We start from the raw sequence: 20,915 nt of genomic DNA on the forward strand, positions 1-20,915 counted from the left end.
GGTGCCCCTCCGGAGGAGCGCGCCCTCCGGAGGGCATTCGCCTGCCCGTGCGGGCGGGGGCGTTCAGTGCGGAACCACCCAGCGCGGTACCCAGGTCCCGGCGGCGCCGTGGCCGGCCGTGGTGGCGGCGAGGTGGGTACGGAGGGTGGCCAGCGCCGGGTGGGGGTTGTCGCGGCGCCAGAGGAGCGAGTGCGGGTAGACGGGTGTCGGGTCGGTCACCGGGATGCGGCGCAGGCCGTGGCCGGCGGGCCAGATGAGGCGGGTGTGCTCGCCCATGAAGGTGGCCAGGGCCGGGGTGTCGGAGATGGTGTCGAGGAGCGCGTCGGAGCCGAAGTTGGGGCCGGTCACCTCGATGGTGAGGCCGAACTCGGCGACGAGATCGTCGTAGTAGGCGCCCCACTCGGTACCGGGGGCGATGCCGGGCATCCAGATCCGGTGCCCGACGAGCTGGGCGACGGTCACGGACCGGGCGCCCGCCAGCGCGTGGCCGGGGCCGACGAGGAGTTGGAGCGGCTCGTCGAGCACCCGGACGGAGGCGATGTCCTCGGGAAGGGGCCGCCCCGGCACGGCGACGGCGCGGAAGGACGCGTCGATCGCACCGGAGCGAATGGCCGTGACGGCGGTCTCGATGTCGAACAGCATCACCACGTCGAGGTCGATCTCGGGGTGTGCGCGGTGGAAACCGCGCATCAGGCTCGACTGCGCGGTGCGCGAGGCGATCACGTCGACGCGCAGCGGACGGTGACCGGGGCGCACGGACGCGCCTGCCCGCTCGACGACGCGGAGCAGCTCGCGCGCGTGGGGCAGGAACGCCTGCCCGTCGATGGTGAGCTCAGCGCCGCGCGGGGCACGGGTGAACAGTCGCACACCGAGGGTGCGCTCCAGCACGGCGATGCGCCTGGAGACGGCCTGCTGGGTGATCGACAGGTCGGTGGCGGCCTTCTGGAACTGGCCCGCTTCCGCGACGGCGACGAAGGTGCGTACTGCTTCGAGGTCCACGCCACCCCACCTTAGTGAACAACCGGCTGTTGTGGATTGCTGGCAGATCGGTTGTTTGACCTGCCGTTGTCCTGCCCGCTTATCTCTCATCGGTCAACGTCGGTTTGTGCGGGTGGGCCTCAAGGGGAGTGCGCTGAGCATGGTGGGCAGGAGACGGTTGGGCCGGCAGTTCGGCTGGCTGTGGGCGTCCTATGCGGTGAGCGCGTACGGGTCCGGGCTGGGGTTCGGGGCGTTGCCGCTGATCGCCGTACTGGTGCTGCATTCCGGCCCTGCCGAGGTGTCCGTGCTGTCCGCGGTGGGGCCTGCGGTGGGTGCGCTGATCGCGGTGCCGCTCGCGCCGTGGATGGAGTTCCGGCGCAAGCGCCCGGTCATGATCACGATGGACCTGGCCCGGTTCGCGGCCATGGCGACGATCCCCGTCGCCTACGCCTTCGGATGGCTCGGTTTCGTCCAGCTGCTCGTGGTCTCGGCCGTGGCCGCCGCAGCCAAGATCGCGTTCAGCGCGGCCAGTGGCGCCTACCTCAAGGCCCTCGTCCGACCGGATGACCTGCTCGTCGCCAACGCGCGGTTCGAGTCCACGAACTGGAGCTCCATCGCCGTGGGGCCACCGCTGGGCGGGGCGGCGATCGGCCTGTTCGGGCCTGTGATCACCGTGGTGGCCGACGCCCTCAGCTACCTGCTCTCCGCGCTGGGCATCACCGCGATCCGCGGCCGGGAAGAAGCACCGCGAACGACCGGCAGGAGCCCGGCCCGGGCGGGCGCACTGCTCGACGGCTGGCGACACATCATGGGCCACCCCGGTCTTCGGCCGCTCTACCTCAACCAGATACTCGTCGGCGGGCTGATCATGGCCACCGAGCCGCTGCTGGCCGTGCTCCTGCTTCGCCAGCTCGGATTCCCACCCTGGCAGTACGCCCTCGCCTTCGCCGTCCCCTGCCTCGGCGGACTCATCGGCTCCCGGCTGGCCCGCCGTGTCGTGGCGCGCTTCGGCCGGCACTGGGTCTTCCGGACCGTCGGCACCCTGCGCGCCATCTGGCTGATCGGCCTGGCCTTCGTCCGTCCCGGCGTCGTGGGCCTCGTCACCGTGATGGCCGTCGAGCTGGCCATCATCATCAACATGAGCCTGTACAGCCCGGTGCTCGCCACCTACCGGCTCGAACACACTCCCAAGCACCTCGTCGCCCGCACCCTGACGGCCTGGTCGATCGGCCAGCAGGCGTCCATCGCCGTCCTCACCGCACTCGCCGGGCTGCTCGCCGACGTCACCGGCCCACGCACCGCACTCACGGTCGCGGGACTGCTCATCCTGGCCACACCGCTCCTGCTCCCCCGGCACGACGGGACGCCGCACCACGAGCCGGAACCGTCCCGCAGCCACTCATGAGACACCGCGACCCGCCACCCGCAGGCGGCGCGGGCATCCCCACTCCGGTCGTCTCCGGCATCAGTACCGGCGGCGTGGTCCTGTCCACCGTGCGCCTCCGGGCCGCGCGCCCTGCTCCGGGCCGACCGGCTCAAGAGGAACGGCTCAGGAGGCGAACGGCTCGATCTCGCCCGCGAAGACGATGATCTGGTCGATGAGGCTCCGCCGCAGATGGACGACGTCCGTTCCCGCGAGGCGGGGGCCTCCGTCAGGCGTGGTGAAGACCCACTGGTACCGGGCCCACTCGTCCGGCATGTCAACCGCCGAACAGCGCACCATCGTGCCGGTCCCCGCCGGGTGGCGCCGGATGTCCAGCACGAACCGCTCGACCGCCGCGATTCCTTCGCTGCGGCCCAACGGCCCCCAGAAGACCACGTCCGAGGTCAGGGCCTGGGAGAGCAGGTCGGTCACATAACTGTCGTCCGAGGCGTTGAACGCGGAGATGAATGTGTCGATCGCGGAACATGCGGTCTCATCCTGCATACCCCAGTAATACCAGGAGTCCCAGGTGCTCTTGCCCCACGATCGGCCTTCCGGGCCGGTCATGCTTCCTACTGCCCGAGGGTCATCCACTTCTCCGGCGTGACCACCGGCGCGAACCTCACCTGAATTCGATCCGACATGGAGGAGAGATGGCATCCGACATTGCCGCAGTGGCTGCGGAGCTCACCGGGATGGCCGCGGCAGATCACCGGGCCGCCCACCGGGCGAACAGCGATGATCCGGCGGAGCAGTTGGCCTGGCGCCGCTTGACCGCACAGCACGCGGACCGCCTCGGCGAGATCATGGACGCGCACGGGTGGCCGACCGCGGAACTGGTCGGTGAGGACGCGGCCCGGGCCGCGTGGCTGATCGCGCAGCACGCCGACCGGCAGCTCGACGTCCAGCGGCGCGCGCTGCGGCTGATGGAACAGGCGGTGTCCAACGGCGCTGCCAGCCCCCGGGATCTGGCCTTCCTGCGCGATCGCACGCTGGTGAACGACGGGCGGAAGCAGATCTACGGCACGCAGATCGCCGGAGTGAAGGACGGCGCGCCGGTCCCGTGGCCCTGCGAGGAACCCGAGCGCATGGACGAGCTCCGTGCCGAAGTCGGGATCCCTCCGTTCGCCGAGTACATCGCCCAGTTCTCGATCGCCTGAGCCACTCCGGCATCCGCCGGACGGACACTGGCCCCACGCACCCGGCGGCACTCCCGAGCCCTACGCAAGGAGGATGGTTCCCCATGACCGTCAGCGTTGACCTGCCCGACCATGTACGCGCTCGCTGCACCGAGCTCGGTGACGGTGCCCTGTACGCGGTCAAGACCCTGGTCCGGCAGCTGACCGACGATCCGCACCTGGGCGAGCGCACCGGCAGCCTCGGCCTGTACACGGCGACGATCGACAGTGACGCCTTCGACGCGTGCCCTCCCCTGGTCGTGCGCTACGCCTGGGGTCCACCCCTGCTGGACGTGGACCTGATCGAGATCCGGGACATCGAGGCGACCGGGCCACTGCCCGATGTCGGCGACGAGCAGGCCCCCGCGCCGGATCCTCACACGCGGCAGATCGCCGCACGACAGGTGACCGAGGCATGGCGGCGGATCACCAACTGGCTTGCGCGGCACGCGCCCGCTACCTGTGCGGCGCTGCTGCCCGGCGCGTCCCCACACGAGATCGCCGCGCTGGAGCAGGCACTCGGGGTGGGCGTGCCCGTGGAGCTGCGGGCGTTGTGGCTGCTGTGCGCGGGCGGCAAGGACACCCCGGGGGCGGGTGTGATACCCGACCGCGGCTGGGCGTTGATGTCTCTGGGCGCGGTGGCCACGTCCTACCGGTGGCATCGGGAGAACCAGCGGGAGCTGGAGGCCGAGTGGGGTGTCGAGGACTCCATGGTCTGGCAGCCGTCATGGATTCCGTTCTGCTCGTGGTCGGTGACCGACACCAGCTACGGCCTGTTCATCGACGCCGGGACGGGCGAGGTCGGGCACTGGGACGAGACGGCGGTGCGCACGGTCGGGGATCAGACGTTGAGCACGCTGCTGGAGGAGACGGCCGACACTCTGGAGAACCCGCAGCTGGCCACCGGCCGCATGCCGGGGCTGATCGGCGGCCGGCTGGTATGGGGGCCGCCACTCGCCGCGGATGAGGCCGCCCTGTGGGAGCGGTTCACCGGCTGACGTGCGGGAACGGCCGAGCAGCACACACCGTTGAAGATTGAACTTAACGTCTGAATACCGCCGGACCCGCAGGTCGTGCCGGTCTTGGATTGGCCATGTCCAAGACCGGAGCAAGGAGTTCTACGGAGATGACGATGAACGGTGCGACGACGCTCGACGGCAAGGTGGCGCTGGTGACCGGCGGCAGCCGGGGGATCGGGGCGGCGGTCGCGCTGCGGCTGGCCGAGGACGGCGCGGATGTGGCGCTGACGTACCAGGGCTCGGCCGGGCCGGCCGAGGAGGTGGTCGCCAAGATCACCGCGATGGGGCGGAACGGCTGGGCCGTCCGTGCGGACAGCGCGGACCCGGAGGCGGTGCGCGGTGCGGTGGCCGCGGTCGCCGAGCGGTCCACGCGGCTGGACATCCTGGTGAACAACGCGGGTGTCGGCGCCGTCGGCCCCATCGAGGCGGTGGCATTCGACCAGATCGACCAGGTGCTGGCGGTGAACGTGCGCGCGCCCTACCTCTATGCCCAGGCGGCGCTGCAGTACATGGCCGAGGGCGGGCGGATCGTGAGCATCGGCAGCTGCATCGCCCAGCGTGTGGCCTTCCCCGGAAGCACGCTCTACGCGACCAGCAAGGCCGCCCTGATCGGCTTCACCAAGAGCATGGCCCGGGAACTCGGCCCGCGCGGGATCACCGTCAACCTGGTCCACCCGGGCCCGATCGACACCGACATGAACCCGGGCGACGGCGATTCCGCCGACTTCCAGCGCGGCTTCACCGCGATCGGCCGCTACGGAACGGTGGTGGAGGTCGCGGACGCCGTCTCGTACCTGGCCGGTGAGAGCGCCCGATACGTCACGGGCGCGGAGCTGGCGGTGGACGGCGGCTTCGCGGTCTGAGCCCGCACGGTCCACCACCGACCGTTCGCCCCTCCGTCCACCTTGATCATGAATCATGACCAGGAGGCCAGAATGACTTCACTTGTCCTATATTCTGGGGTCATTGATTTACCATAGATCAACCTAGTGGAGAGTGAGGAGGCTGCCAGTGCCGGCCAGGCAGATCCCCAGCACCTCGACGTTGCTGGCGTTCGAGGCTGCGGCGCGGCATGGCAGCTTCTCGCTCGCTGCCAAGGAACTGGTCGTCACCGAGGGGGCGATCAGCCGCCAGGTCGCGCGACTGGAAGCGCTCCTGGGGGTGCCGCTGTTCCTTCGCCATGGGAACCGTGTCGAGCTGACGGCGCACGGGGCGCAGTACGCCGAGGAGCTGGGGCGGCTGCTCGTGTCATTGGAGCAGTCGACGCTTCAGGTGATGACCACCCCGCCGCAGCGGCGGGTGCTGGAACTCGCGACGATCGGAACCTTCGCCACCAAGTGGCTGATCCCGCGGCTTCCGTTGTTCCTGCGGGATCACCCGGACGTGGTGGTGAACCTCAGCACGCGCAACGATCCGTTCGTGCTGAACGGCAGCGGTTTCGATGCCGCGATCACCTTCGCCCATCCGGCGTGGGCAACAGCCGAATCACGGCACTTGTTTCGAAGTTCCCTGATCCCGGTATGCCGACCCGGCCTTGCGCCATCGGGTCAGCGCGCACACTCCGCGGTGTTGTCCGGGCCGCCGTTGGTGCCGTTGCTGCCATTGGTGCCGTTGCTGCACAAGACCACGACACCCGAGAGCTGGCGCGACTACTCACGCGAGTTCGGGATCGACCTTCAGGACGCGGTGGCGGGAAGCTGTTTCGAGCAGTTCTCCATGCTGATCGAGGCGGCACGTGCCGGTCTCGGCGTGGCGCTCGTTCCGTATCTCTACGTCGCCGACGAACTGCGAACCGGGGAACTCGTTTCCCTCGGTCCGCCCGGGCGGCAGGTGGGCAAGGACTTCATCCTCGTCGCCAACTCCCGGAACTCCCGGAACTCCCGGATGGAACTGCTCGACGAGTTCTCCGATTGGCTGGTGGAGGAGGCGAAGCCGGACACCCCGCCCGACGCGCCGGAGGCCGCCGCCCCTCAGTCCTCGTCCGTGATCGAGTAACCGCTGCTCGACCGTGCGACCCGCGCGAATCCCCGGTCATTGAGATGCGCACCGGCGACAAGCATGTGCTCGGAGCTGACCATCTCGAAGACCTTGGAGCGTGTCTCGGCGGCACGGACCGGATCGTTGTCCAGCGTGACCGACGCATCGGGACGCGTCAGCTGGATCGTCGGGAAGTGAACGGTGTCGCCCCAGAAAAGCGCACTCTGCTCTTCGGAGTTGATGAGGTAGCCGGTGTGGCCACTGGTGTGACCGGGAAGCGGAATTGCCGAAACGCCGGGCAGGACCTCGCCCTCCTTGATCGTGCGCAGCCTGCTGCCGTAGGCGTCGAGGGCCCTGCGGGCGATCTGGAAGTTGCCGCGGGCGCGTTCGTTGGCGCGCGCGAGGTTGCCGTCGTCCTGCCAGAAGGCCACCTCGCGGTGGTGGATCAGCAGTTCCGCGTTGGGGAAGACGATCTCTCCCGACCCGTCGAGGAGACCGCCGATGTGGTCCGGGTGTGCGTGCGTGAGAAGAACCGTGTCGATGTCCGAAGGCTGCACCCCTGCCAGCGGCAATCCGGCCTTCAGATGGCCACCCCAGTGCTTCACGCCGCCCGCCCCGGCGTCCACGAGGGCGGTGCGGCCGGAGCCGCGTACCAGGTAGCTGTTGATGTGCATGGGCGACTGATCGTCCAACCCGCCTCGCTGTTGCAGCTCGGATGCGTGGTGGCGGTCGATGTTCAGGAGAAGGTCCAGGCTCGCGGTGAGGTACCCGTCGCTGATGGCGGTGACCGTGTAGTCGCCGATCTTCTTGGTGGGGAACGAGGCGTCCGCCATTTTCAGTCCCTTTCGGGGCGCGTTGGTTGCGTGCGTGAATGTGTTGCTTCAGGATCTCTCGAAAATCCGACCTACCCCCCTCTCCTCATTCAGCTGAGGAGTCATCGGCACGTAGACGTAGATATCGTTCGACACCTGCGAAAGGAGCGGGAATTCGGCACTTTCTGCCGTGGCCAGCCAGCGCTGTTCCGGGTTCGTTTTCGGGCTCATCTCCGGGTTCTTTCCCATCGCAACGGCATGCATGGCGTGCGGCGCCAGCCCCAGCCGCGTCAGAGCCTCTGGGCCGGTCGAGCTCAGCGCCAGGTACTCGCCTGCGACCACATCGGGCGCCCGGTCGATCCCGTCGTACAGGTTGCGGCGCCAGTCGGTGATATCGGGCTGCCAGCGAGCGAAGTTCCCACCGCCCTTCTCCCGGTACTCGTCCCCGTTCAGCACCTCAAGGCCATCGATGGTGTGAACGGCGAGATAAGCGGGACATCCGGCGCTGATCGCCTTGAAACGCTGCGAGGTGCGGAACCCCGTGACGGATATGAGTGCCGGCAGCTTGAGGTCGGAATAGAAATCGTTCCACTCGCCCTCTCGCGTCGACTCAACGAAGCCGCACTCCACGGTGTAGATCATCTGAAACACCCTTTGCTATGACCGATGTTCAAAATCATAGATCGGGTAATGGCGCAAAAATGCGGAGATGAGCCGGACACTTCTGCATCTCAGTATGACTTCAGGTAATGGAGAGGCGTGTCAGGACGATCCGGGTGGTCCAGCCTGGTGGGCGGCGAGGCCGGTGACGGCGCGGTCTCGGCCTGCCTCATGCCAGGTAGCGGGCGCCGGTGGCGAGGACGTCGTCGTAGAGGGCGGGCGGCGGGTCCGCCTCCCGGAGGTGCTCGGCGGCCAGGCTCATGTGTTCGAGGTTCCGGGCGATGGCCCAGGCGCGACCGCCGCACCGGTCGATCAGGCCGGCGACGACGGCGACCTCCGCCTCGCCCACCTCGCCCCGGCCACCGTAGAAGGCGGCGAGCGGTTCGCTGTCACGGTGCCCGGACGCGAGGGCGACCGTGACCATGGGCGTCATCTTGCGGCGGCGGATGTCGCCGCCCGTGGCCCGGCCCCTGTCGAGCGTCGGCCACACGTCCGTCAGGTCGTTGTGGTACTGCGCGGCCATGCCGAAGTGGAACCCGTACCGGCCGACGGCCGCCACCTGCTCGCTGGTGGCGTCGGTGAACAGCACGGGCAGGCAGAACACGCCGCGCAGACTTCTGGCGGTCTTGGCCTCGTTCACCGCGACGGCCTGCTCCGGGGACGTCCGGGGCTGCCCCTCCTGGCCGGTGTCGCGCACCTGGCCCGCGCAGAGGTGGCTCCAACCGTCGCTCATCGTCCGCAACGCCTGACGGGTGCGAGGGTGGTCCTGCTCGCCCAGGAGGGAGAAGGCCAGCCCCGTGAGCGCGTCGCCGACCATGAGGGCGCACTCGGTGCCGTAGGCCGCCCACAGGGCCGGTCTGCCCCGGCGCACCGGGTCGCGGTCGAGAACGTCGTCGTGGATGGCCGAGGCGTTCACCAGAAGATCGCCGACGACGGTGGCGGCGAGGCCCCGCTCGACCGGCCCGCCGTCGACTCCCGCGCACAGCAGAGGAAGCACCAGCCCTCTGCGTCCGACACCGCCGGGCTCGCCGACGGCCTGGCCGCCGTCCTTACCGGCCCAGCCGTAGTGGTAGCGGACGGCGTCGACCAGCGGTGGGGGCAGGCGCTCCACCACCTTCCTGACGGCCGGGTCGATGAGCCTGCCCCCGCGTCGAAGATCTCATCGGCCGTGCGGCCGCCGGTACGCCGAACAGGCCGCGCACCGGTGCTCCTACGGCTTCCGTCGGGCCTTGGGCTCGGGGTCGTGGTCCCACCGTTCATGACCGGTCAACGAGCCACGGATACCGGGATCACCCCCGCTCACCCGGCTGCCGGATCACCACGCGTCACGTCTCACGCCCATCGCACGTCCGGAACCGGCGTTGTCAGAGGCTCCCGATAGCGTGCCCCGGCCAGCTCCGACGCCTCTCCGGGAGAACCGCCGTGGACATCCTGCTCATCGCCGGCCTGTGGCTCGACGCATCCGCCTGGGACGATGTCGTCCCCGGACTCACCGCGCTCGGGCACCGTCCCGTCCCGGTCGCCCTCCCGGGCCAGGGCGACGGCGCCGATTCCGCGACGCTCGACGACCAGGTGGCGGCCGTACTCGCCGCCGTCGACGCGGCACCCGGCAAACCGCTGGTGGTGGGACACTCCGCAGCCTCCACCCTGGCCTGGCTCGCCGCCGACGCACGACCGGAGAAGGTGGCCGGGGTCGCCCTGATCGGCGGCTTCCCCGCCCCCGACGGACGGGCCTACGCCGACTTCCTGCCGATCGAGGACGGCGTCCTGCCCTTCCCCGGCTGGGCCCCCTTCGAGGGGCCGGACGCCGCCGACCTGGACCAGGAGGCCCGGGACCGCTTCGCGTCCGCCGCGATCCCCGTACCCGAGGCGGTCGCCCGAGGCGTGGTGCGACTGACCGACGAGCGCCGCTTCGACGTCCCCGTCCTGGTCGTCTGCCCCGAATTCACCCCGGCACAGGCCGAGAAATGGATCGCCACCGGGGAGAGCCCCGAACTCGCCCGCGCCACCCGCCTCACCTACGCGGACATCGACTCGGGCCACTGGCCCATGACCACCCGCCCCCGCGAACTCGCCCGCCTCCTGGCGGAAGCAGCCGGGGCGTAGGCCCCGGCCCAGCGGTCGGCGCCGACGGGGACGCCCGTACTCGCACCACGCCAGCAGAATCACTCATGCACTCACGAAACCGTGCACCAAGGCGAAAGGAGGGCCGGCGCCATGACCTACTTGACCACCAACCCGGATCTCAACGCGCGGGATGAACCGACGACGCGCGAAGGGGCTCTCGTCTACGCGGTCGACGGGCTACTCGCCGCCACCGATCCCATCGGGATCATTCGTGACGAGTCCCTGTGGTACCTGGGCTCGGCGTTGGAGGGCGAGGACAATCTCGAACTCGTTCTGACGACCGGCCGGGACCGCGAGATCGCGCTGCGCGTACTGCTGAGGGGAGAGGCGCTCACTGTCGGCTGGGGCGGCGAACTGTGCGAGGACCCGGTCGTGACGACTGTTGTCGCGGCGGTTCCCTCCCTCGGGGAGATGGTCGGCCTCGTCGATACGGAGCTCTCCCGCGAGCTGCGGGTATCACGGCGTCGACGTCTCTTCGGGGGAGCATCGGAGTTCCACCTCCTCCGCCACGGCTGCTGGACCGATCTGCTCCGCCAAGGTGCCCCGTCGAGCGAGCGGAACCTGAAGCGCGCCCCGCATCGGACCACACTGCGAACAGCCTGAACGTCCCCTCGCACGAAGCCTCGGCCCCCGGCTCTCCACCCCACTCCACTCCACTCCGGGAACCCGGGCTTCCACGCGGCAGCGCCCCGCCCCGCCGGAAGCGCCTGCCCCGAACCGCTCGGCAGGCAGCCGGTGCGCCCCTCCCGCCCGCCGCCTGGGGGCCGGGCAGTGGTTGCGCCGGCGGGACACGTCCAGCGGGCGTCGGCGGGTCGTGATGACGATCGTGAACGTCGCCTTCGTCGGCCGGTTGAGGAATTCGGTTGCGGCGCATCAGGCGGATCCGGTGATACTCCGGCATGAGTAGAGATGCTGAGGTCATCGTGCTCGCCCGCCATTCGGACGAGGTCATGGAACCGCTGACCCGGGAAGATCCGGAACGTACGTGGCGAGGCCGCTTCGTTCCGATAGCCGGGCACTGGGGCTACGAGTTCGGGTGGGCCCTTGAGTTCGAGAAAGTGCGCGCCCGCAAGGGCCTGCTCAAGCACCTGGAGTCGCTGCCGTGGCCGCGTCCGAATACGGTGCAAGTTCTGCTTCGCGACCAGGACGACGACTGCTTCGGGCTATGGATGTTCCAGGAGGGCCGACTGGTGGAAGTCACCATTCCGCGCACCGAGCGATTCCACCAGCCGGCACCGCCCAATGAGGACTTCGAACCCGACCCGGGCATGCTGCTGCGCACCGACCAAGGCACGACCCTGCCCGAGCAGACCCCGGAAGCACTCCGCGACACCCGCCCGCCCTGGTAGCCCGAGGTCGACCAACTTCCGTGCCATGCCTACTGGTTGGAAGACGCATTCGCCAGGCGGACCGTCACCGCGCTCAGCCACAGCAGACCGAGTCCGGCGCCTGCGGTGAACGCCAGGACCGATGCGGCCGAGGCCATGAAACCGGCGAGGACCGCCACCGGGACGACGCGGGACGCGACGGCCCAGCCCCGCAGGCCCCGGGCCGCCAGCGGACGGGCCAGGACGAAGAACGCGGCGCACAGGGCGAGGTAGCCGATCATCCCGGAGGCCATGTGGACGGTTCCGTGTCCGGTCATCACGGTCGCCTCGGGCGTCCCGACGGGGAAGCCCGCCCCGGCGTCCGCCGGGAACGCCGCGGCCGCCCAGAAGGAGGCGCCGAAGACACCGACCAGGGCCGGTCCCCACGTCGCACCGGGGCCACCGCGCAGGGCCCGTGCCAGTCCGGCCGCCCCGGCGACCAGGAGGGCACCGGTCAGCAGGAAGCTCGCCGTCTGGACCCAGCCCGCCCCGCCGAGGGCGAGCTGGCTGATCGCGTTCCGGGTGAAGTCGAAGCCGTCCCGCACGGCCCCCTGGACGAGCCCGGCCGCCAGGAACAGCGGCCCCGCCACCGCAGCACCGGCCACGGACCACCGTGCGGCGGCACGCGGCGTGGGCGCGACGGAGGAGACGTGGCGGGGCGCGGTGAGTGTGTCGGTCATGGTGGGCCTTCCTCGCTTTGTCGTGGTCGCTTGTATGACCGCTGGCGAGGCCCGAATTCATCGCTGCCGAAGATGTGCGCCGGGCCGCATGCGCGCTGGTGGAGGCGGCGAGGAGACGGTGCCCGGACCGGGTGACCTGATGCCGAAGTCGTGCTTTGCTGAACCGGTTTGACGGTCCGGGAGGTCCGTACGGCGCACCGCGGTCCGCGCGGAACCACGAGGAACCACGAGGAAAGAGGAAAGCCGACGATGATACCGACGCTCACGCTCGCCAGGGCCCGTTCATGGCCCCTGCCCCGGTGGGCCGCCTCCGCGCGCTCCTCCGCACGGCCCTCCGCTCCGGGGCGGCGTGCGGCCGGTGGGCTGCTCGCCGTCGCCGCCTGCGTGGCCGCGCTGCTCGTACCCGCGCAGACCGCCGGTGCGGCCACCGTCCCCACCAGCCCGGTCTTCAACAAGCCGACCGGCACCACGGCCGAGCAGCAGGCCATCCGCGCCCAGGTCCGCGCCGTGATCGCGAACGCGGACAGCGGCTCGGTCCTGCGGCTCGCGATGTACCACCTGTGGGACGAGACGGTCGCCACGGAACTCGGCGCCGCGAAGGCCCGGGGCGTCAGCGTCAAGGTCGTCCTCGACGAGAGCACCCTGGACTACCGGGCCTCCTACGACCTCCTGGCGAGCAGCCTCGGCACCAGCACCTCCGCCGCCTCCTGGGTGACCCTGTGCGCCAAGGGCCGCTCATGTCTCAGCACGGAGCAGACGGGCATCAACCACAACAAGTTCCTGCTCGCGAGCAGTGTCGGCGGCGGCACCCAGAAGAACGTCGTCGTCCAGCTCACGTCGAACCTGACGCCGTCCAACTACAGCCGCTACTGGAACAGTTCGGTGACCGTCGCCGGCAACACCGCCCTGTACGACGGTTACGTCGACTACTTCACCCGGCTCCCGGCCCAGAACCGCACCGCCTGGTCATACACATACGGCAACGCGGGCGACTACAAGTACTACTTCTTCCCCCGTGCGGGCAGCGACTCGACCACGGACACCGTGGTCAACGCGATGGACAACATCACCTGCCGCTGGACCGACTCCACGGGCACCGCGCGCCGCACCACCGTCCACGCCGCGATGCTGAAGATCACCCGGCAGGGCGTCGCGGACAAGCTGCGCGCGCTGGCGGGCCAGGGCTGCCTGGTCGATCTGGTCTACAGCGAGAGCGACTCCGGTACTTGGACGGCCCTGCACGGCGTCTCCGGCATCACGAACCGCTGCTACCAGCACGACGACGACGCCGACCCCGCGACGCCCAACCGGATCGTGCACTCGAAGAACTGGATGGTCGACGGCATGTACGCGGGCACCGTCCAGAAGGTGATGTTCACCGGCAGCCACAACTGGAGCGGCCCCGCCCTGCGCAACAACGACGAGGCCATGCTGCGCATCACCACACCGGCGGTCTTCGACGCCTTCGAGGCCAACTTCCAGGCCGCACGGTCCGCCGCCGTGCCCGGCACCAGCGACAACGTGGCCGCCTGCAAGAGCTGACGGCGACCGGATCGGACCGGACCGGTCGCAGCCGTGATCGAGGGCTGCGACCGGCACCGGCGCCACCGCGCTCAGTGGACGTCGAACTCGTTGCCCTCGGGATCCTGCATGGCGACGGCGTAGAACCCCGCCTCCGGCTCGTCCTTGGTCTGCAGCACGGTGGCACCGGCTCCGACCAGCCGCCCCACCGTCTCGTCGACCCGCTGCCTCCGGACGTCCAGCGCAACGTCACGGCCGCCACTGACCTTCAGGTCGAAGTGCCACCGGTTCTTGATGGTCTTCGGCTCCGGAACCTTCTGGAACCACACCCTCGGCCCACGCCCCGCAGGGTCGATGATCGACTCCGGAACGTCCCCCGCCCCGGGCGGCAACTCCTCCTCGGGCACCCCCATCGCCGACCAGTAGGCCCGCCACGTGGCATGCCCACCCGGCGGGGGCTCCGGAACGTAGCCCAGGGCCTCGGTCCAGAAGGCCACCATCCGCTGCGGATCGGAACAGTCGATCGTCATCTGCACGGTCATCTCCATGCCCGGAGCATCGCAGGCACCTCTGACAACCGGCCCGATCCCCGCCGAGCAGCCGCGCATCTCCCTCGGGGCTGTTCCCCTGAGCAAACACATTGGCACACCAAATCCCCTTAATCATTGAAGAGGTTGGCTCGAATCCCATTGCTATCGCTACGAGCACGTTGATAGGGATGGGGGCTGGGCGCACAAGGGGGTAGGCATGACTGGATGGGACATCAAGCCGAGCGGCGTGGAGTCCGTCCTCTCGCTGGTGGGGCTGGCCGGCGAGGACCTGAGCAAGAGCGTCAAGGGCTACGGCGAGAACGTGGAGGACGCCGCACCACAGTTGACGCGGAACCTCGGATTAGCCAGCAACCTTCAAGCCATCCAGAAAGCGCTGGGCTTGCACAACGGAGTCCGCCAATGACATACAACCTGCTCACGGTCGACTCTTTGCCCGCGTCACTGATCACTCTTGCTCTCTCATCATGTCTGCGGGTGGAATCGCACTCCGTCGATGTCGCCAATGTCGACGGAGATCAGGAGAGTCGCAACTGGGATGCTCTCGCCCTCTGCGACTACGCCCTCACCCTCGGGGACGTTTCGCTCTCCCTGGATGTCTTCGTCCAGGATTCCGCCCCCCACAGGCCGACAGAGCCGGAGTTCGCCTCGTCCTTCGCCGCTGCCGCGCAAACCTTGGTCCTCTATCCCACCGAAGAGAACATCCCCAGCGCGTACTGGCTGGTGACCCCAACCGGTTCGACAACCCGAGCCCGCCTTCTTCAGTCGGACGACGACCAGCCCCGCCACTCCCTCGATGCCGTCGAGGCCACGGTCCCCCAACTTCCCGACGTTCGCGTCATGCAGCTTCCAGAAATCGCCCGCGAACAACCCGTCTCCACACCTGTCACCTCGGAATTCATTCAAAAAATGTCCCGCCTGCGAGATTCGAAGGAGGAGGCAAGGGAGTTCGAGCTGTCCGACGGACCGGGATCCCCCTCATACAACGCCCGAACCCTCCTCGCCGAGTGGGAAAGAATGGTGGGCCGAATGGAGTCGGGCTGGCATCCGACCGGAAAAAATCCGATCGACCTCTACTCCGAGGCCCTGCTCTCGCGAGACCTAATCGAGACAATTTCCGGGCAGCTCTCCGAATCCGTTGCCGATCTCTCTTGCACAGTTCCGTCCGGAAGGTCGACGAGAGATTCAAAGAGCACACCGTCCGGGACGACCAGTGGGCATCCATATCGGGACTTTCAAATTCCCTCACCGATCTCAACGAATCCAAGTGGTGGCGGAAAAGAAAACCCCGCAATCCACCATGGGGAGAGAGTGAGCAGAATTGAGGAGCTGGTGAACACCCAACCCTGAAACAACCCTCAAGAGAAAATCGTATAGTCGAACGGGTTGCGAATCCTCACGGGACAGCTCTCCTGATTCGCTTCGAAGGCGCAGCGACCCCCTCCCACCCAGCGTCCCGACTTTCCCCTGAGGAGCCCCTATGGCCTTTCTGATGCGCGCTCCGCATCATTGCGGATCCTGGTCCTGGGATCTCGACGAAGCAATGCCCGCGGGATTCGATTCGGCACTGACTGCGGCAACAAAAATCATCGGCATCCTGAATCGCTTCGAGCTGTTCTCCCCAGTGACACTTGAATATAAATGGCACATTCCTAAATCAGGCCCTACCGGAGTGGGGACCTGTCTGATAATCGCTGATTCCCTGGATGAATCTTCACTTCTCGAAAGAGTACGGGGAAGTCGCCCCACCGCTTTTCCGGACGCCGAAGTAGGAATTCTTCACTTTACTGGCTCCGGGGCCTGGTCCGATGCCAAGGGAAACCTGCGCCGGGAGGCTCGTCTGATCGATCTCTCGGTCAGCCCCTCACCCTTCAGCCTGGTTGCCGAACTCTCTGTTCACCACGACATCTGGAGCTGGTTCGACTTCTCCGGCCATCCGCATCCCGAGGTGTACAGCCGAAACGCACCACGGCTGGCGGATGCGTTGCGGGAGGTTACCTCGACCCTGGGCGTGAAGCCCGAAGTGGGCGAACCGACGTACTTCGGCCATGCCGTCGGCTACGGCATCTCCACTCCGGACGCCGACAGGAACGGTCTGGGACTCGATGTGACCGATCACCTCTGAACCATCGCGGGAACTGCCCCTGTCCCAGACCATCCAACGATTCCCGGAGTACAGCGCGCCCCAGGACGTCATCACCCTCAGGGCCGTTCCTCTGAGCAAGCACACTGGCACACAAATCCCCTTAATCATTGAGGTTGGCAGGGATGGGGACTGGACGCACAAGGGGTAGGCGTGACCGGATGGGGCATCAGTCCGAGCGGAGTGAAGTCGTGCTCTCGTTGATGGAGCTAGCCGGCAAGGATCTAAGCAGGAGCTTCAAGGGCTACGGCGAGAACGTGGAGGACGCCGCGCTCAACGCGGGCACGATCAGCAGGCCGTACAGGATCACCCCGCGCGCCAAGGCCGACCCGAAGGGCGTCCGGTGATTACGACCAACGCCGTGGGCAGCTGGTTCTGGGAAACCAGGATGGGGGACCCGGATCAGGACCTGGCGCTACGGTGCGGCGGCATGGCCCTTCACACATGGCGGGCCATGCGGCCCATCGGAATCGTTCAGAGTTACGCAACGGCCGATGTCACCTCTCGTGCCAGGAGTAATCCTTCCATCCTCTTCACCCGAAAGCGGGTACGTACAACACTTGCCGAGGCTACGAATGAGAGCACTTTCTTCGAAGCCCTGAGTTCGGCCCCGAAAGAAGGAGTCGGCTCCGTGGAAGTAAGTCTGGCCGTTCCAGGCACCTGCATGCGCACCGGGATGCCTCATCGGGTCGAAAAATTCTTCACGATCTCAGTCGAAGGATGGGAAAATGGAGCGGCTACTGTAACGCTCGACACATACAGCGATGCCTGGCTTTCTCATGATCTGCGCGGACATCGGCAATCAGGAATCCAGAGGGAGAATGCACCCCGTCTGAATGCCGCCATCACGGCAATCACACAGGCTCTGGAAGCCGAAGTCGTCCCTTCAGGTTTCACCTCCTACGGAATCCCTACCGAAGACGGGTTCGAATATTTTCCGGATGATGATCCAGACACTTTGGATTCCTGGTACATGGCAGAGATCCCACGCCGGACAGCCTGGCTCAGATCTCACCTTCCACCGAGTTCACCTTTCTTCGAGGCAGAGACCGATAAGCCGGTCACCTGCGTGGAGGTGGCCGAGGGCAGTCGCACCCTCGGCTATCTCTGGGCAGCGGAAGATGGACTCGCAGCAGGGTTCGAGCCCCGCACCCCGGCGGGCGACGAGGCCATCGATGCCGCACAGAGCTGGTTGCTCTACCTCGGAAGGGCAAAGCACCACAACCTGACACCTGGTCAGGCGATTTCCGAGTCCGGGTCCTGGCCCGGCAGCGCCCACTCCGGAAGTGCTTTGCCAGAGACTCGAAGAGTCTTCTCCTCGCTGGAGGAGCTGCAGGATCTTTCAGGGCGCGAATGATAATTTGATTCGCGGAGGCACACGTGCCCAGGACGTCATCGCCCTCACGTCGCGGATGCCGGACACCAGGACGCTGATGGCCGGACTGGCCGCCGGTCCTCGGACCGGCGGTTCTTGTTGTCATCCATCGGTTGTGAACGGAGGCGGACATGTTCCCCGAGACGACCCTGCGCAGCAGACGGTTGGTCCTCCGCGCCTTCAACAGCGGGGACGTCCCGGACGCATACGCGAGCTGTTCGGACTCCCTCACTCAACAGTGGCTTCCGCTGCCCCGGCCCTACACGCTGGGCGATGCCACAGCCTGGTGCACCACGACGGCACACGCGATGCGGGAAAGCGGCGACGGCATCCAATTCGCCATCGTCGATGTCGGCACCGACCGCCTGGTGGGCCAAGTCGGTTTGAAGAAAACGGACTGGCGGGCGCTGACGAGCGAAGTCGGCTACTGGGTGTCGCCCTGGGCGCGCGGGCACGGCATCGCGGCCGAGGCGACCCGCGCGCTCGCACTCTGGCTCCTGGCCGACCAACGCTTCCAACGGCTGGAGCTGCGGGCCGCCACCGCGAACACCGCGTCCCAGTCAGTAGCCCTCAAGGTCGGTTTCCATCGCGAAGGCACCCTTCGCAACGCCGGTTTCGTGCACGGAGGCCGAGTCGACCTGGTTCTCTTCTCCCTCTTGCCCGGTGACGTATCGCCCGGCACCCTCCGGGCGTCGGGCAGCCCCGCGAAGCGCCGCTAGCTTTCGGCTCGCGCCGGGGCCCGGCACCGGCGGGCGGTACCGGGCCGGCCCCGGGGCTCATGCCTCAGGGCCGCCGGTGAAGAAGGCGGTGAGGGCCGGGGCCAGGTCCTTCGGGGCGATGGTGTGCTCCTCGCCCGGGAAGACCTGGAGGGTGAAGTTGTCGCCCGTACCGGCGAGTTCACGGGCCCCGGTGAGGATGTGCGGGGCGCCCGCGTCGCCGCTGCCGACGAGGACGGGGACGGTCACCGACGCCCACCGGTCGAGCGGGAGGGGGCGGCCGGACATGGTGTCGCCCATGACCCTGCCGTCGTAGGAGAGGGTGCGGGCGACCGCCGCCATTCCCGCCCAGAAGGGGGCCTGGCGCATGCCCGCGACGGCCTCGTCGGGCAGGTTGATCGCCGCCGTCATGAAGTAGGCCGCGGCGTCCCCGTACGCCTCGCGGGCCACGAGCTCCGTCAGGTGCTCCACGTAGTCGGCGGGCAGCGGCGGGCGGCTGTCGTCGGTGATGAACGGCGACTCGTACAGCGCCAGGCGCGGTACGGCGCTGCCGGAAGCAGTGGCCTCCAGGGCGAGGACGCCGCCCGAGGACATCCCGAAGAGCATGGCCGACCCGCCGCCCGGCCCCTCGATCAGCGCGTCCAGATCCTCGATCTCGCGCCGCACCTCGTACGCCGCGCCGTCCCCGCTGTCGCCACGGCCCCGGCGGTCGTAGGTGATCACCGTGAAGTGCCCGGCCAGCAGGGCGGCCAGCTCGGCCGAGTCCGCGCGGGTCATGAAGGCACCGCCGACGAGCACCACCGCGGGGCCCGAGCCCTGCCGCTCGAAGGCGATGGCCGTGCCGTCGGCCGAGAACACCTGATCCATTGCGCAACCCCCATCGACATGCGGTGCGGAGCCCGCCCCGCACCACGGAACTGGACGGTACAGTACCCACGCGGGTACTGGTCGGTCCAGTACCCTCCGGGGAACGGCGGACTGGAACGACGAGACGAACGAGAGAAGGAGCCGACGATGGACAGCCGGTCAGCGCGCAAGCACCAGGCGATCCTGGACGCCGCGACCACCGTGTTCCTGGACAAGGGGTACTCGGGGACGAGCATGGACGACATCGCGAGACTGGCGGCGGTGTCCAAGCAGACCGTCTACAAGCACTTCGCCGACAAGGAGAAGCTGTTCGCGGAGATCGTGCTGGCCACCACCGATCGCGTCGACGCCATGGTCGACCTGGTGGCCGACATCCCCGTCGACGCCGACGCGCTGGACGAGAACCTGACGCGTCTCGCCCGTCAGTTCCTGACGACCCTCACCCAGCCCCGGGTGATCCAGCTGCGGCGCCTGATCATCGCCAACGCCGACGCCTTCCCCGAGCTGGGCGCGGCCTGGTACGAGCAGGGCTTCGAGCGGGTCCTGGCCACCCTCGCGGCCACCTTCCGCAACCTCACCGACGAGGGGCTGCTCAAGGCCGACGACGCGATGCTGGCCGCCCACCACTTCGCCGGGCTGCTGCTGTGGATCCCGGTGAACCGGGCCATGTTCCAGGGCGCCGCCCTGAGCGGCGGGGCCGCTGGGGCCGGGGCCGGTGCCGGGGTCGCTGCCGAGATCGACCGGCTGGCCGCCGCCGGCGTCCGCGCCTTCCTCGCCGCGTACGCCTGAGCCCCGGGCCCGTCCGTTACGCCGGCGCCCCGGGCTTGTACGTGTCCAGCCAGGCCGGGAAGTCGGTCAGGGACGGGAGGATGACGTCCGCGCCCTCCGCCAGGAGCTCCCGGGCGTCGCAGGGGCCCGTGGGGACGCCGACCGAGAGGGCTCCGGCGGTACGGGCGCCGCGCACGTCGCCGGTGTGGTCGCCGACGTAGATGTGCGCGCCGTGCTCGCGCAGGGCGCGGGCCTTGGCCTCGGCCCACAGGCCGCCGATGACCGCGTCGGGTTCGATGCCGAGGTGGATCAGGTGGAGTTCCGCGTTCGGGCCGTTCTTGGCGGTGACGACCACCGCGCGGCCGCCCCGGGCGCGGATCGCGTCGACCGCCTCGCGGGCGCCCGGGAGCGCCCGGGTCGGGGCTATCGCGTACGTGGGGTAGAGCGCCCGGTAGCGGTCGGCGACGGCGGGCACGTCCCCGGCCGGGAACCAGTTCCGCAGCTCGTCCTCGACCGGCGGGCCCAGCCTGCTCACCACCAGATCGGCGTCGATCGGCGTGCCCGTCTCGGCGGAGAGCGCCAGATAGGTGGCCCTGATGCCGGGGCGGGAGTCGATGAGGGTCATGTCGAGATCGAACCCGACCGTGAGGGGGTGGGAGGGGGACGTGGGGTGTGAGGACATGACGTCCATTGTTCCCGAGCGCGGGAGCCGGGCGCGGGCGTCGGGAGCGGGAGGCGGGGTACGGGAGGCGGGTG

General features: G+C 68.5%; 25 protein-coding genes. 16 read left to right on the top strand and 9 right to left on the bottom strand.

From position 1 onward, the window contains the following. Nucleotides 1-63 precede the first annotated feature (63 nt). Entirely contained in the window at nt 64-999 is a 936-nt protein-coding gene (locus tag ACIQGQ_RS12570) for a LysR family transcriptional regulator (RefSeq protein WP_402394182.1), read from the bottom strand. A gap of 139 nt (nt 1,000-1,138) precedes the next feature. On the opposite strand from ACIQGQ_RS12570, the gene ACIQGQ_RS12575 reads away from it, so the two are divergent. Continuing rightward, nucleotides 1,139-2,383, top strand: coding sequence for an MFS transporter (locus ACIQGQ_RS12575; RefSeq protein WP_402394184.1), 1,245 nt, complete (start codon nt 1,139-1,141; stop codon nt 2,381-2,383). 144 nt (nt 2,384-2,527) lie between these two features. Here the strand turns inward: ACIQGQ_RS12575 and ACIQGQ_RS12580 are convergent, their stop codons facing one another. After that, nucleotides 2,528-2,905, bottom strand: a complete 378-nt coding sequence (locus tag ACIQGQ_RS12580; protein ID WP_352278075.1) for a nuclear transport factor 2 family protein — start codon at nt 2,903-2,905, stop codon at nt 2,528-2,530. Nucleotides 2,906-3,054: 149 nt separating this feature from the next. Here ACIQGQ_RS12580 and ACIQGQ_RS12585 point away from each other — a divergent pair, with 149 nt between their 5' ends. The 4 genes from ACIQGQ_RS12585 to ACIQGQ_RS12600 all read left to right on the top strand — a co-directional run bounded on the left by ACIQGQ_RS12585 (nt 3,055) and on the right by ACIQGQ_RS12600 (nt 6,593). Further along, the gene (locus ACIQGQ_RS12585) at nt 3,055-3,561 is read left to right on the top strand and encodes a DUF6624 domain-containing protein (RefSeq protein WP_402394187.1); all 507 of its coding nucleotides are present in this window, start codon (nt 3,055-3,057) and stop codon (nt 3,559-3,561) included. Between the two features lie 83 nt (nt 3,562-3,644). Then, a complete protein-coding gene (locus ACIQGQ_RS12590) occupies nt 3,645-4,577 on the top strand; it encodes an SMI1/KNR4 family protein (RefSeq protein ID WP_402394190.1) in 933 nt (310 codons plus the stop codon). 128 nt (nt 4,578-4,705) lie between these two features. Continuing rightward, nucleotides 4,706-5,461 (top strand): SDR family NAD(P)-dependent oxidoreductase, encoded by a 756-nt coding sequence (locus ACIQGQ_RS12595; RefSeq protein WP_402394193.1) that lies wholly within the window; start codon nt 4,706-4,708, stop codon nt 5,459-5,461. A gap of 148 nt (nt 5,462-5,609) precedes the next feature. Beyond that, complete coding sequence (locus ACIQGQ_RS12600; protein WP_402394196.1) at nt 5,610-6,593, top strand: LysR substrate-binding domain-containing protein; 984 nt, start codon at nt 5,610-5,612, stop codon at nt 6,591-6,593. On the opposite strand, the gene ACIQGQ_RS12605 is transcribed toward ACIQGQ_RS12600, so the two are convergent. From ACIQGQ_RS12605 to ACIQGQ_RS12615, 3 genes are all read right to left on the bottom strand, one after another. Next, nucleotides 6,569-7,408 carry an MBL fold metallo-hydrolase gene (locus ACIQGQ_RS12605; RefSeq protein WP_402394199.1) on the bottom strand — a complete coding sequence of 280 codons (840 nt, stop codon included), beginning with the start codon at nt 7,406-7,408 and terminating at the stop codon, nt 6,569-6,571. The genes ACIQGQ_RS12600 and ACIQGQ_RS12605 overlap by 25 nt on opposite strands. A 48-nt stretch (nt 7,409-7,456) precedes the next feature. Continuing rightward, nucleotides 7,457-8,029 (bottom strand): hypothetical protein, encoded by a 573-nt coding sequence (locus ACIQGQ_RS12610; RefSeq protein WP_402394202.1) that lies wholly within the window; start codon nt 8,027-8,029, stop codon nt 7,457-7,459. 187 nt (nt 8,030-8,216) lie between these two features. Further along, nucleotides 8,217-9,158, bottom strand: coding sequence for a polyprenyl synthetase family protein (locus ACIQGQ_RS12615; RefSeq protein ID WP_402394204.1), 942 nt, complete (start codon nt 9,156-9,158; stop codon nt 8,217-8,219). Nucleotides 9,159-9,469: 311 nt separating this feature from the next. On the opposite strand from ACIQGQ_RS12615, the gene ACIQGQ_RS12620 reads away from it, so the two are divergent. The 3 genes from ACIQGQ_RS12620 to ACIQGQ_RS12630 all read left to right on the top strand — a co-directional run bounded on the left by ACIQGQ_RS12620 (nt 9,470) and on the right by ACIQGQ_RS12630 (nt 11,523). Further along, nucleotides 9,470-10,153 carry an alpha/beta fold hydrolase gene (locus tag ACIQGQ_RS12620; RefSeq protein ID WP_402394207.1) on the top strand — a complete coding sequence of 228 codons (684 nt, stop codon included), beginning with the start codon at nt 9,470-9,472 and terminating at the stop codon, nt 10,151-10,153. Nucleotides 10,154-10,264: 111 nt separating this feature from the next. Next, on the top strand, nt 10,265-10,777 hold the full coding sequence (locus ACIQGQ_RS12625; RefSeq protein WP_402394210.1) for a hypothetical protein: 513 nt from the start codon (nt 10,265-10,267) through the stop codon (nt 10,775-10,777). Nucleotides 10,778-11,073: 296 nt separating this feature from the next. Further along, complete coding sequence (locus ACIQGQ_RS12630) at nt 11,074-11,523, top strand: hypothetical protein (RefSeq protein WP_402394212.1); 450 nt, start codon at nt 11,074-11,076, stop codon at nt 11,521-11,523. Between the two features lie 29 nt (nt 11,524-11,552). Here ACIQGQ_RS12630 and ACIQGQ_RS12635 read toward each other — a convergent pair whose 3' ends face one another. Beyond that, nucleotides 11,553-12,221: a DUF998 domain-containing protein gene (locus tag ACIQGQ_RS12635; RefSeq protein WP_402394215.1), complete on the bottom strand. Its 669-nt coding sequence runs from the start codon at nt 12,219-12,221 to the stop codon at nt 11,553-11,555. A gap of 249 nt (nt 12,222-12,470) precedes the next feature. Between ACIQGQ_RS12635 and ACIQGQ_RS12640 the strand changes: the two genes are divergently transcribed. Further along, entirely contained in the window at nt 12,471-13,763 is a 1,293-nt protein-coding gene (locus tag ACIQGQ_RS12640) for a phospholipase D-like domain-containing protein (RefSeq protein WP_402394217.1), read from the top strand. A gap of 71 nt (nt 13,764-13,834) precedes the next feature. Here ACIQGQ_RS12640 and ACIQGQ_RS12645 read toward each other — a convergent pair whose 3' ends face one another. Then, nucleotides 13,835-14,290: a VOC family protein gene (locus ACIQGQ_RS12645; protein WP_402394219.1), complete on the bottom strand. Its 456-nt coding sequence runs from the start codon at nt 14,288-14,290 to the stop codon at nt 13,835-13,837. A gap of 199 nt (nt 14,291-14,489) precedes the next feature. Between ACIQGQ_RS12645 and ACIQGQ_RS12650 the strand changes: the two genes are divergently transcribed. The 6 genes from ACIQGQ_RS12650 (at nt 14,490) to ACIQGQ_RS12675 (ending at nt 18,527) form a co-directional block, all read left to right on the top strand. After that, the gene (locus ACIQGQ_RS12650) at nt 14,490-14,696 is read left to right on the top strand and encodes a DUF6507 family protein (protein ID WP_402394221.1); all 207 of its coding nucleotides are present in this window, start codon (nt 14,490-14,492) and stop codon (nt 14,694-14,696) included. Continuing rightward, nucleotides 14,693-15,640: a hypothetical protein gene (locus tag ACIQGQ_RS12655; RefSeq protein WP_402394224.1), complete on the top strand. Its 948-nt coding sequence runs from the start codon at nt 14,693-14,695 to the stop codon at nt 15,638-15,640. Before ACIQGQ_RS12650 ends, ACIQGQ_RS12655 begins: the two co-directional genes overlap by 4 nt. A gap of 130 nt (nt 15,641-15,770) precedes the next feature. Then, entirely contained in the window at nt 15,771-16,415 is a 645-nt protein-coding gene (locus ACIQGQ_RS12660; protein WP_402394227.1) for a hypothetical protein, read from the top strand. A gap of 209 nt (nt 16,416-16,624) precedes the next feature. Next, the gene (locus tag ACIQGQ_RS12665) at nt 16,625-16,780 is read left to right on the top strand and encodes a hypothetical protein (RefSeq protein WP_402394230.1); all 156 of its coding nucleotides are present in this window, start codon (nt 16,625-16,627) and stop codon (nt 16,778-16,780) included. Nucleotides 16,781-17,064: 284 nt separating this feature from the next. Continuing rightward, nucleotides 17,065-17,790, top strand: coding sequence for a hypothetical protein (locus tag ACIQGQ_RS12670; protein WP_402394232.1), 726 nt, complete (start codon nt 17,065-17,067; stop codon nt 17,788-17,790). 149 nt (nt 17,791-17,939) lie between these two features. After that, nucleotides 17,940-18,527, top strand: a complete 588-nt coding sequence (locus tag ACIQGQ_RS12675; RefSeq protein WP_402394235.1) for a GNAT family N-acetyltransferase — start codon at nt 17,940-17,942, stop codon at nt 18,525-18,527. 57 nt (nt 18,528-18,584) lie between these two features. On the opposite strand, the gene ACIQGQ_RS12680 is transcribed toward ACIQGQ_RS12675, so the two are convergent. After that, complete coding sequence (locus ACIQGQ_RS12680; protein WP_402394238.1) at nt 18,585-19,391, bottom strand: alpha/beta fold hydrolase; 807 nt, start codon at nt 19,389-19,391, stop codon at nt 18,585-18,587. A gap of 147 nt (nt 19,392-19,538) precedes the next feature. Between ACIQGQ_RS12680 and ACIQGQ_RS12685 the strand changes: the two genes are divergently transcribed. Then, on the top strand, nt 19,539-20,180 hold the full coding sequence (locus tag ACIQGQ_RS12685; RefSeq protein WP_402394239.1) for a TetR/AcrR family transcriptional regulator: 642 nt from the start codon (nt 19,539-19,541) through the stop codon (nt 20,178-20,180). Between the two features lie 16 nt (nt 20,181-20,196). Here the strand turns inward: ACIQGQ_RS12685 and ACIQGQ_RS12690 are convergent, their stop codons facing one another. Continuing rightward, nucleotides 20,197-20,841 (bottom strand): HAD family hydrolase, encoded by a 645-nt coding sequence (locus tag ACIQGQ_RS12690; RefSeq protein WP_402394242.1) that lies wholly within the window; start codon nt 20,839-20,841, stop codon nt 20,197-20,199. Between the last annotated feature and the right edge of the window lie 74 nt (nt 20,842-20,915).

The organism is Streptomyces sp. NPDC092952, from assembly GCF_044754785.1.
In the GTDB taxonomy this organism is placed as follows: Bacteria; Actinomycetota; Actinomycetes; order Streptomycetales; family Streptomycetaceae; genus Streptomyces.

What these genes read in the sequence shown, in the direction of transcription:
- ACIQGQ_RS12575 (WP_402394184.1), top strand. Translation starts at nt 1,139, where the DNA reads ATGGTGGGCAGGAGACGGTTGGGCCGGCAGTTCGGCTGGCTGTGGGCG.
- ACIQGQ_RS12580 (WP_352278075.1), bottom strand. Translation starts at nt 2,905, where the DNA reads ATGCAGGATGAGACCGCATGTTCCGCGATCGACACATTCATCTCCGCG.
- ACIQGQ_RS12585 (WP_402394187.1), top strand. Translation starts at nt 3,055, where the DNA reads ATGGCATCCGACATTGCCGCAGTGGCTGCGGAGCTCACCGGGATGGCC.
- ACIQGQ_RS12590 (WP_402394190.1), top strand. Translation starts at nt 3,645, where the DNA reads ATGACCGTCAGCGTTGACCTGCCCGACCATGTACGCGCTCGCTGCACC.
- ACIQGQ_RS12595 (WP_402394193.1), top strand. Translation starts at nt 4,706, where the DNA reads ATGACGATGAACGGTGCGACGACGCTCGACGGCAAGGTGGCGCTGGTG.
- ACIQGQ_RS12605 (WP_402394199.1), bottom strand. Translation starts at nt 7,408, where the DNA reads ATGGCGGACGCCTCGTTCCCCACCAAGAAGATCGGCGACTACACGGTC.
- ACIQGQ_RS12610 (WP_402394202.1), bottom strand. Translation starts at nt 8,029, where the DNA reads ATGATCTACACCGTGGAGTGCGGCTTCGTTGAGTCGACGCGAGAGGGC.
- ACIQGQ_RS12625 (WP_402394210.1), top strand. Translation starts at nt 10,265, where the DNA reads ATGACCTACTTGACCACCAACCCGGATCTCAACGCGCGGGATGAACCG.
- ACIQGQ_RS12630 (WP_402394212.1), top strand. Translation starts at nt 11,074, where the DNA reads ATGAGTAGAGATGCTGAGGTCATCGTGCTCGCCCGCCATTCGGACGAG.
- ACIQGQ_RS12635 (WP_402394215.1), bottom strand. Translation starts at nt 12,221, where the DNA reads ATGACCGACACACTCACCGCGCCCCGCCACGTCTCCTCCGTCGCGCCC.
- ACIQGQ_RS12640 (WP_402394217.1), top strand. Translation starts at nt 12,471, where the DNA reads ATGATACCGACGCTCACGCTCGCCAGGGCCCGTTCATGGCCCCTGCCC.
- ACIQGQ_RS12645 (WP_402394219.1), bottom strand. Translation starts at nt 14,290, where the DNA reads ATGGAGATGACCGTGCAGATGACGATCGACTGTTCCGATCCGCAGCGG.
- ACIQGQ_RS12650 (WP_402394221.1), top strand. Translation starts at nt 14,490, where the DNA reads ATGACTGGATGGGACATCAAGCCGAGCGGCGTGGAGTCCGTCCTCTCG.
- ACIQGQ_RS12655 (WP_402394224.1), top strand. Translation starts at nt 14,693, where the DNA reads ATGACATACAACCTGCTCACGGTCGACTCTTTGCCCGCGTCACTGATC.
- ACIQGQ_RS12660 (WP_402394227.1), top strand. Translation starts at nt 15,771, where the DNA reads ATGGCCTTTCTGATGCGCGCTCCGCATCATTGCGGATCCTGGTCCTGG.
- ACIQGQ_RS12675 (WP_402394235.1), top strand. Translation starts at nt 17,940, where the DNA reads ATGTTCCCCGAGACGACCCTGCGCAGCAGACGGTTGGTCCTCCGCGCC.
- ACIQGQ_RS12680 (WP_402394238.1), bottom strand. Translation starts at nt 19,391, where the DNA reads ATGGATCAGGTGTTCTCGGCCGACGGCACGGCCATCGCCTTCGAGCGG.
- ACIQGQ_RS12685 (WP_402394239.1), top strand. Translation starts at nt 19,539, where the DNA reads ATGGACAGCCGGTCAGCGCGCAAGCACCAGGCGATCCTGGACGCCGCG.
- ACIQGQ_RS12690 (WP_402394242.1), bottom strand. Translation starts at nt 20,841, where the DNA reads ATGTCCTCACACCCCACGTCCCCCTCCCACCCCCTCACGGTCGGGTTC.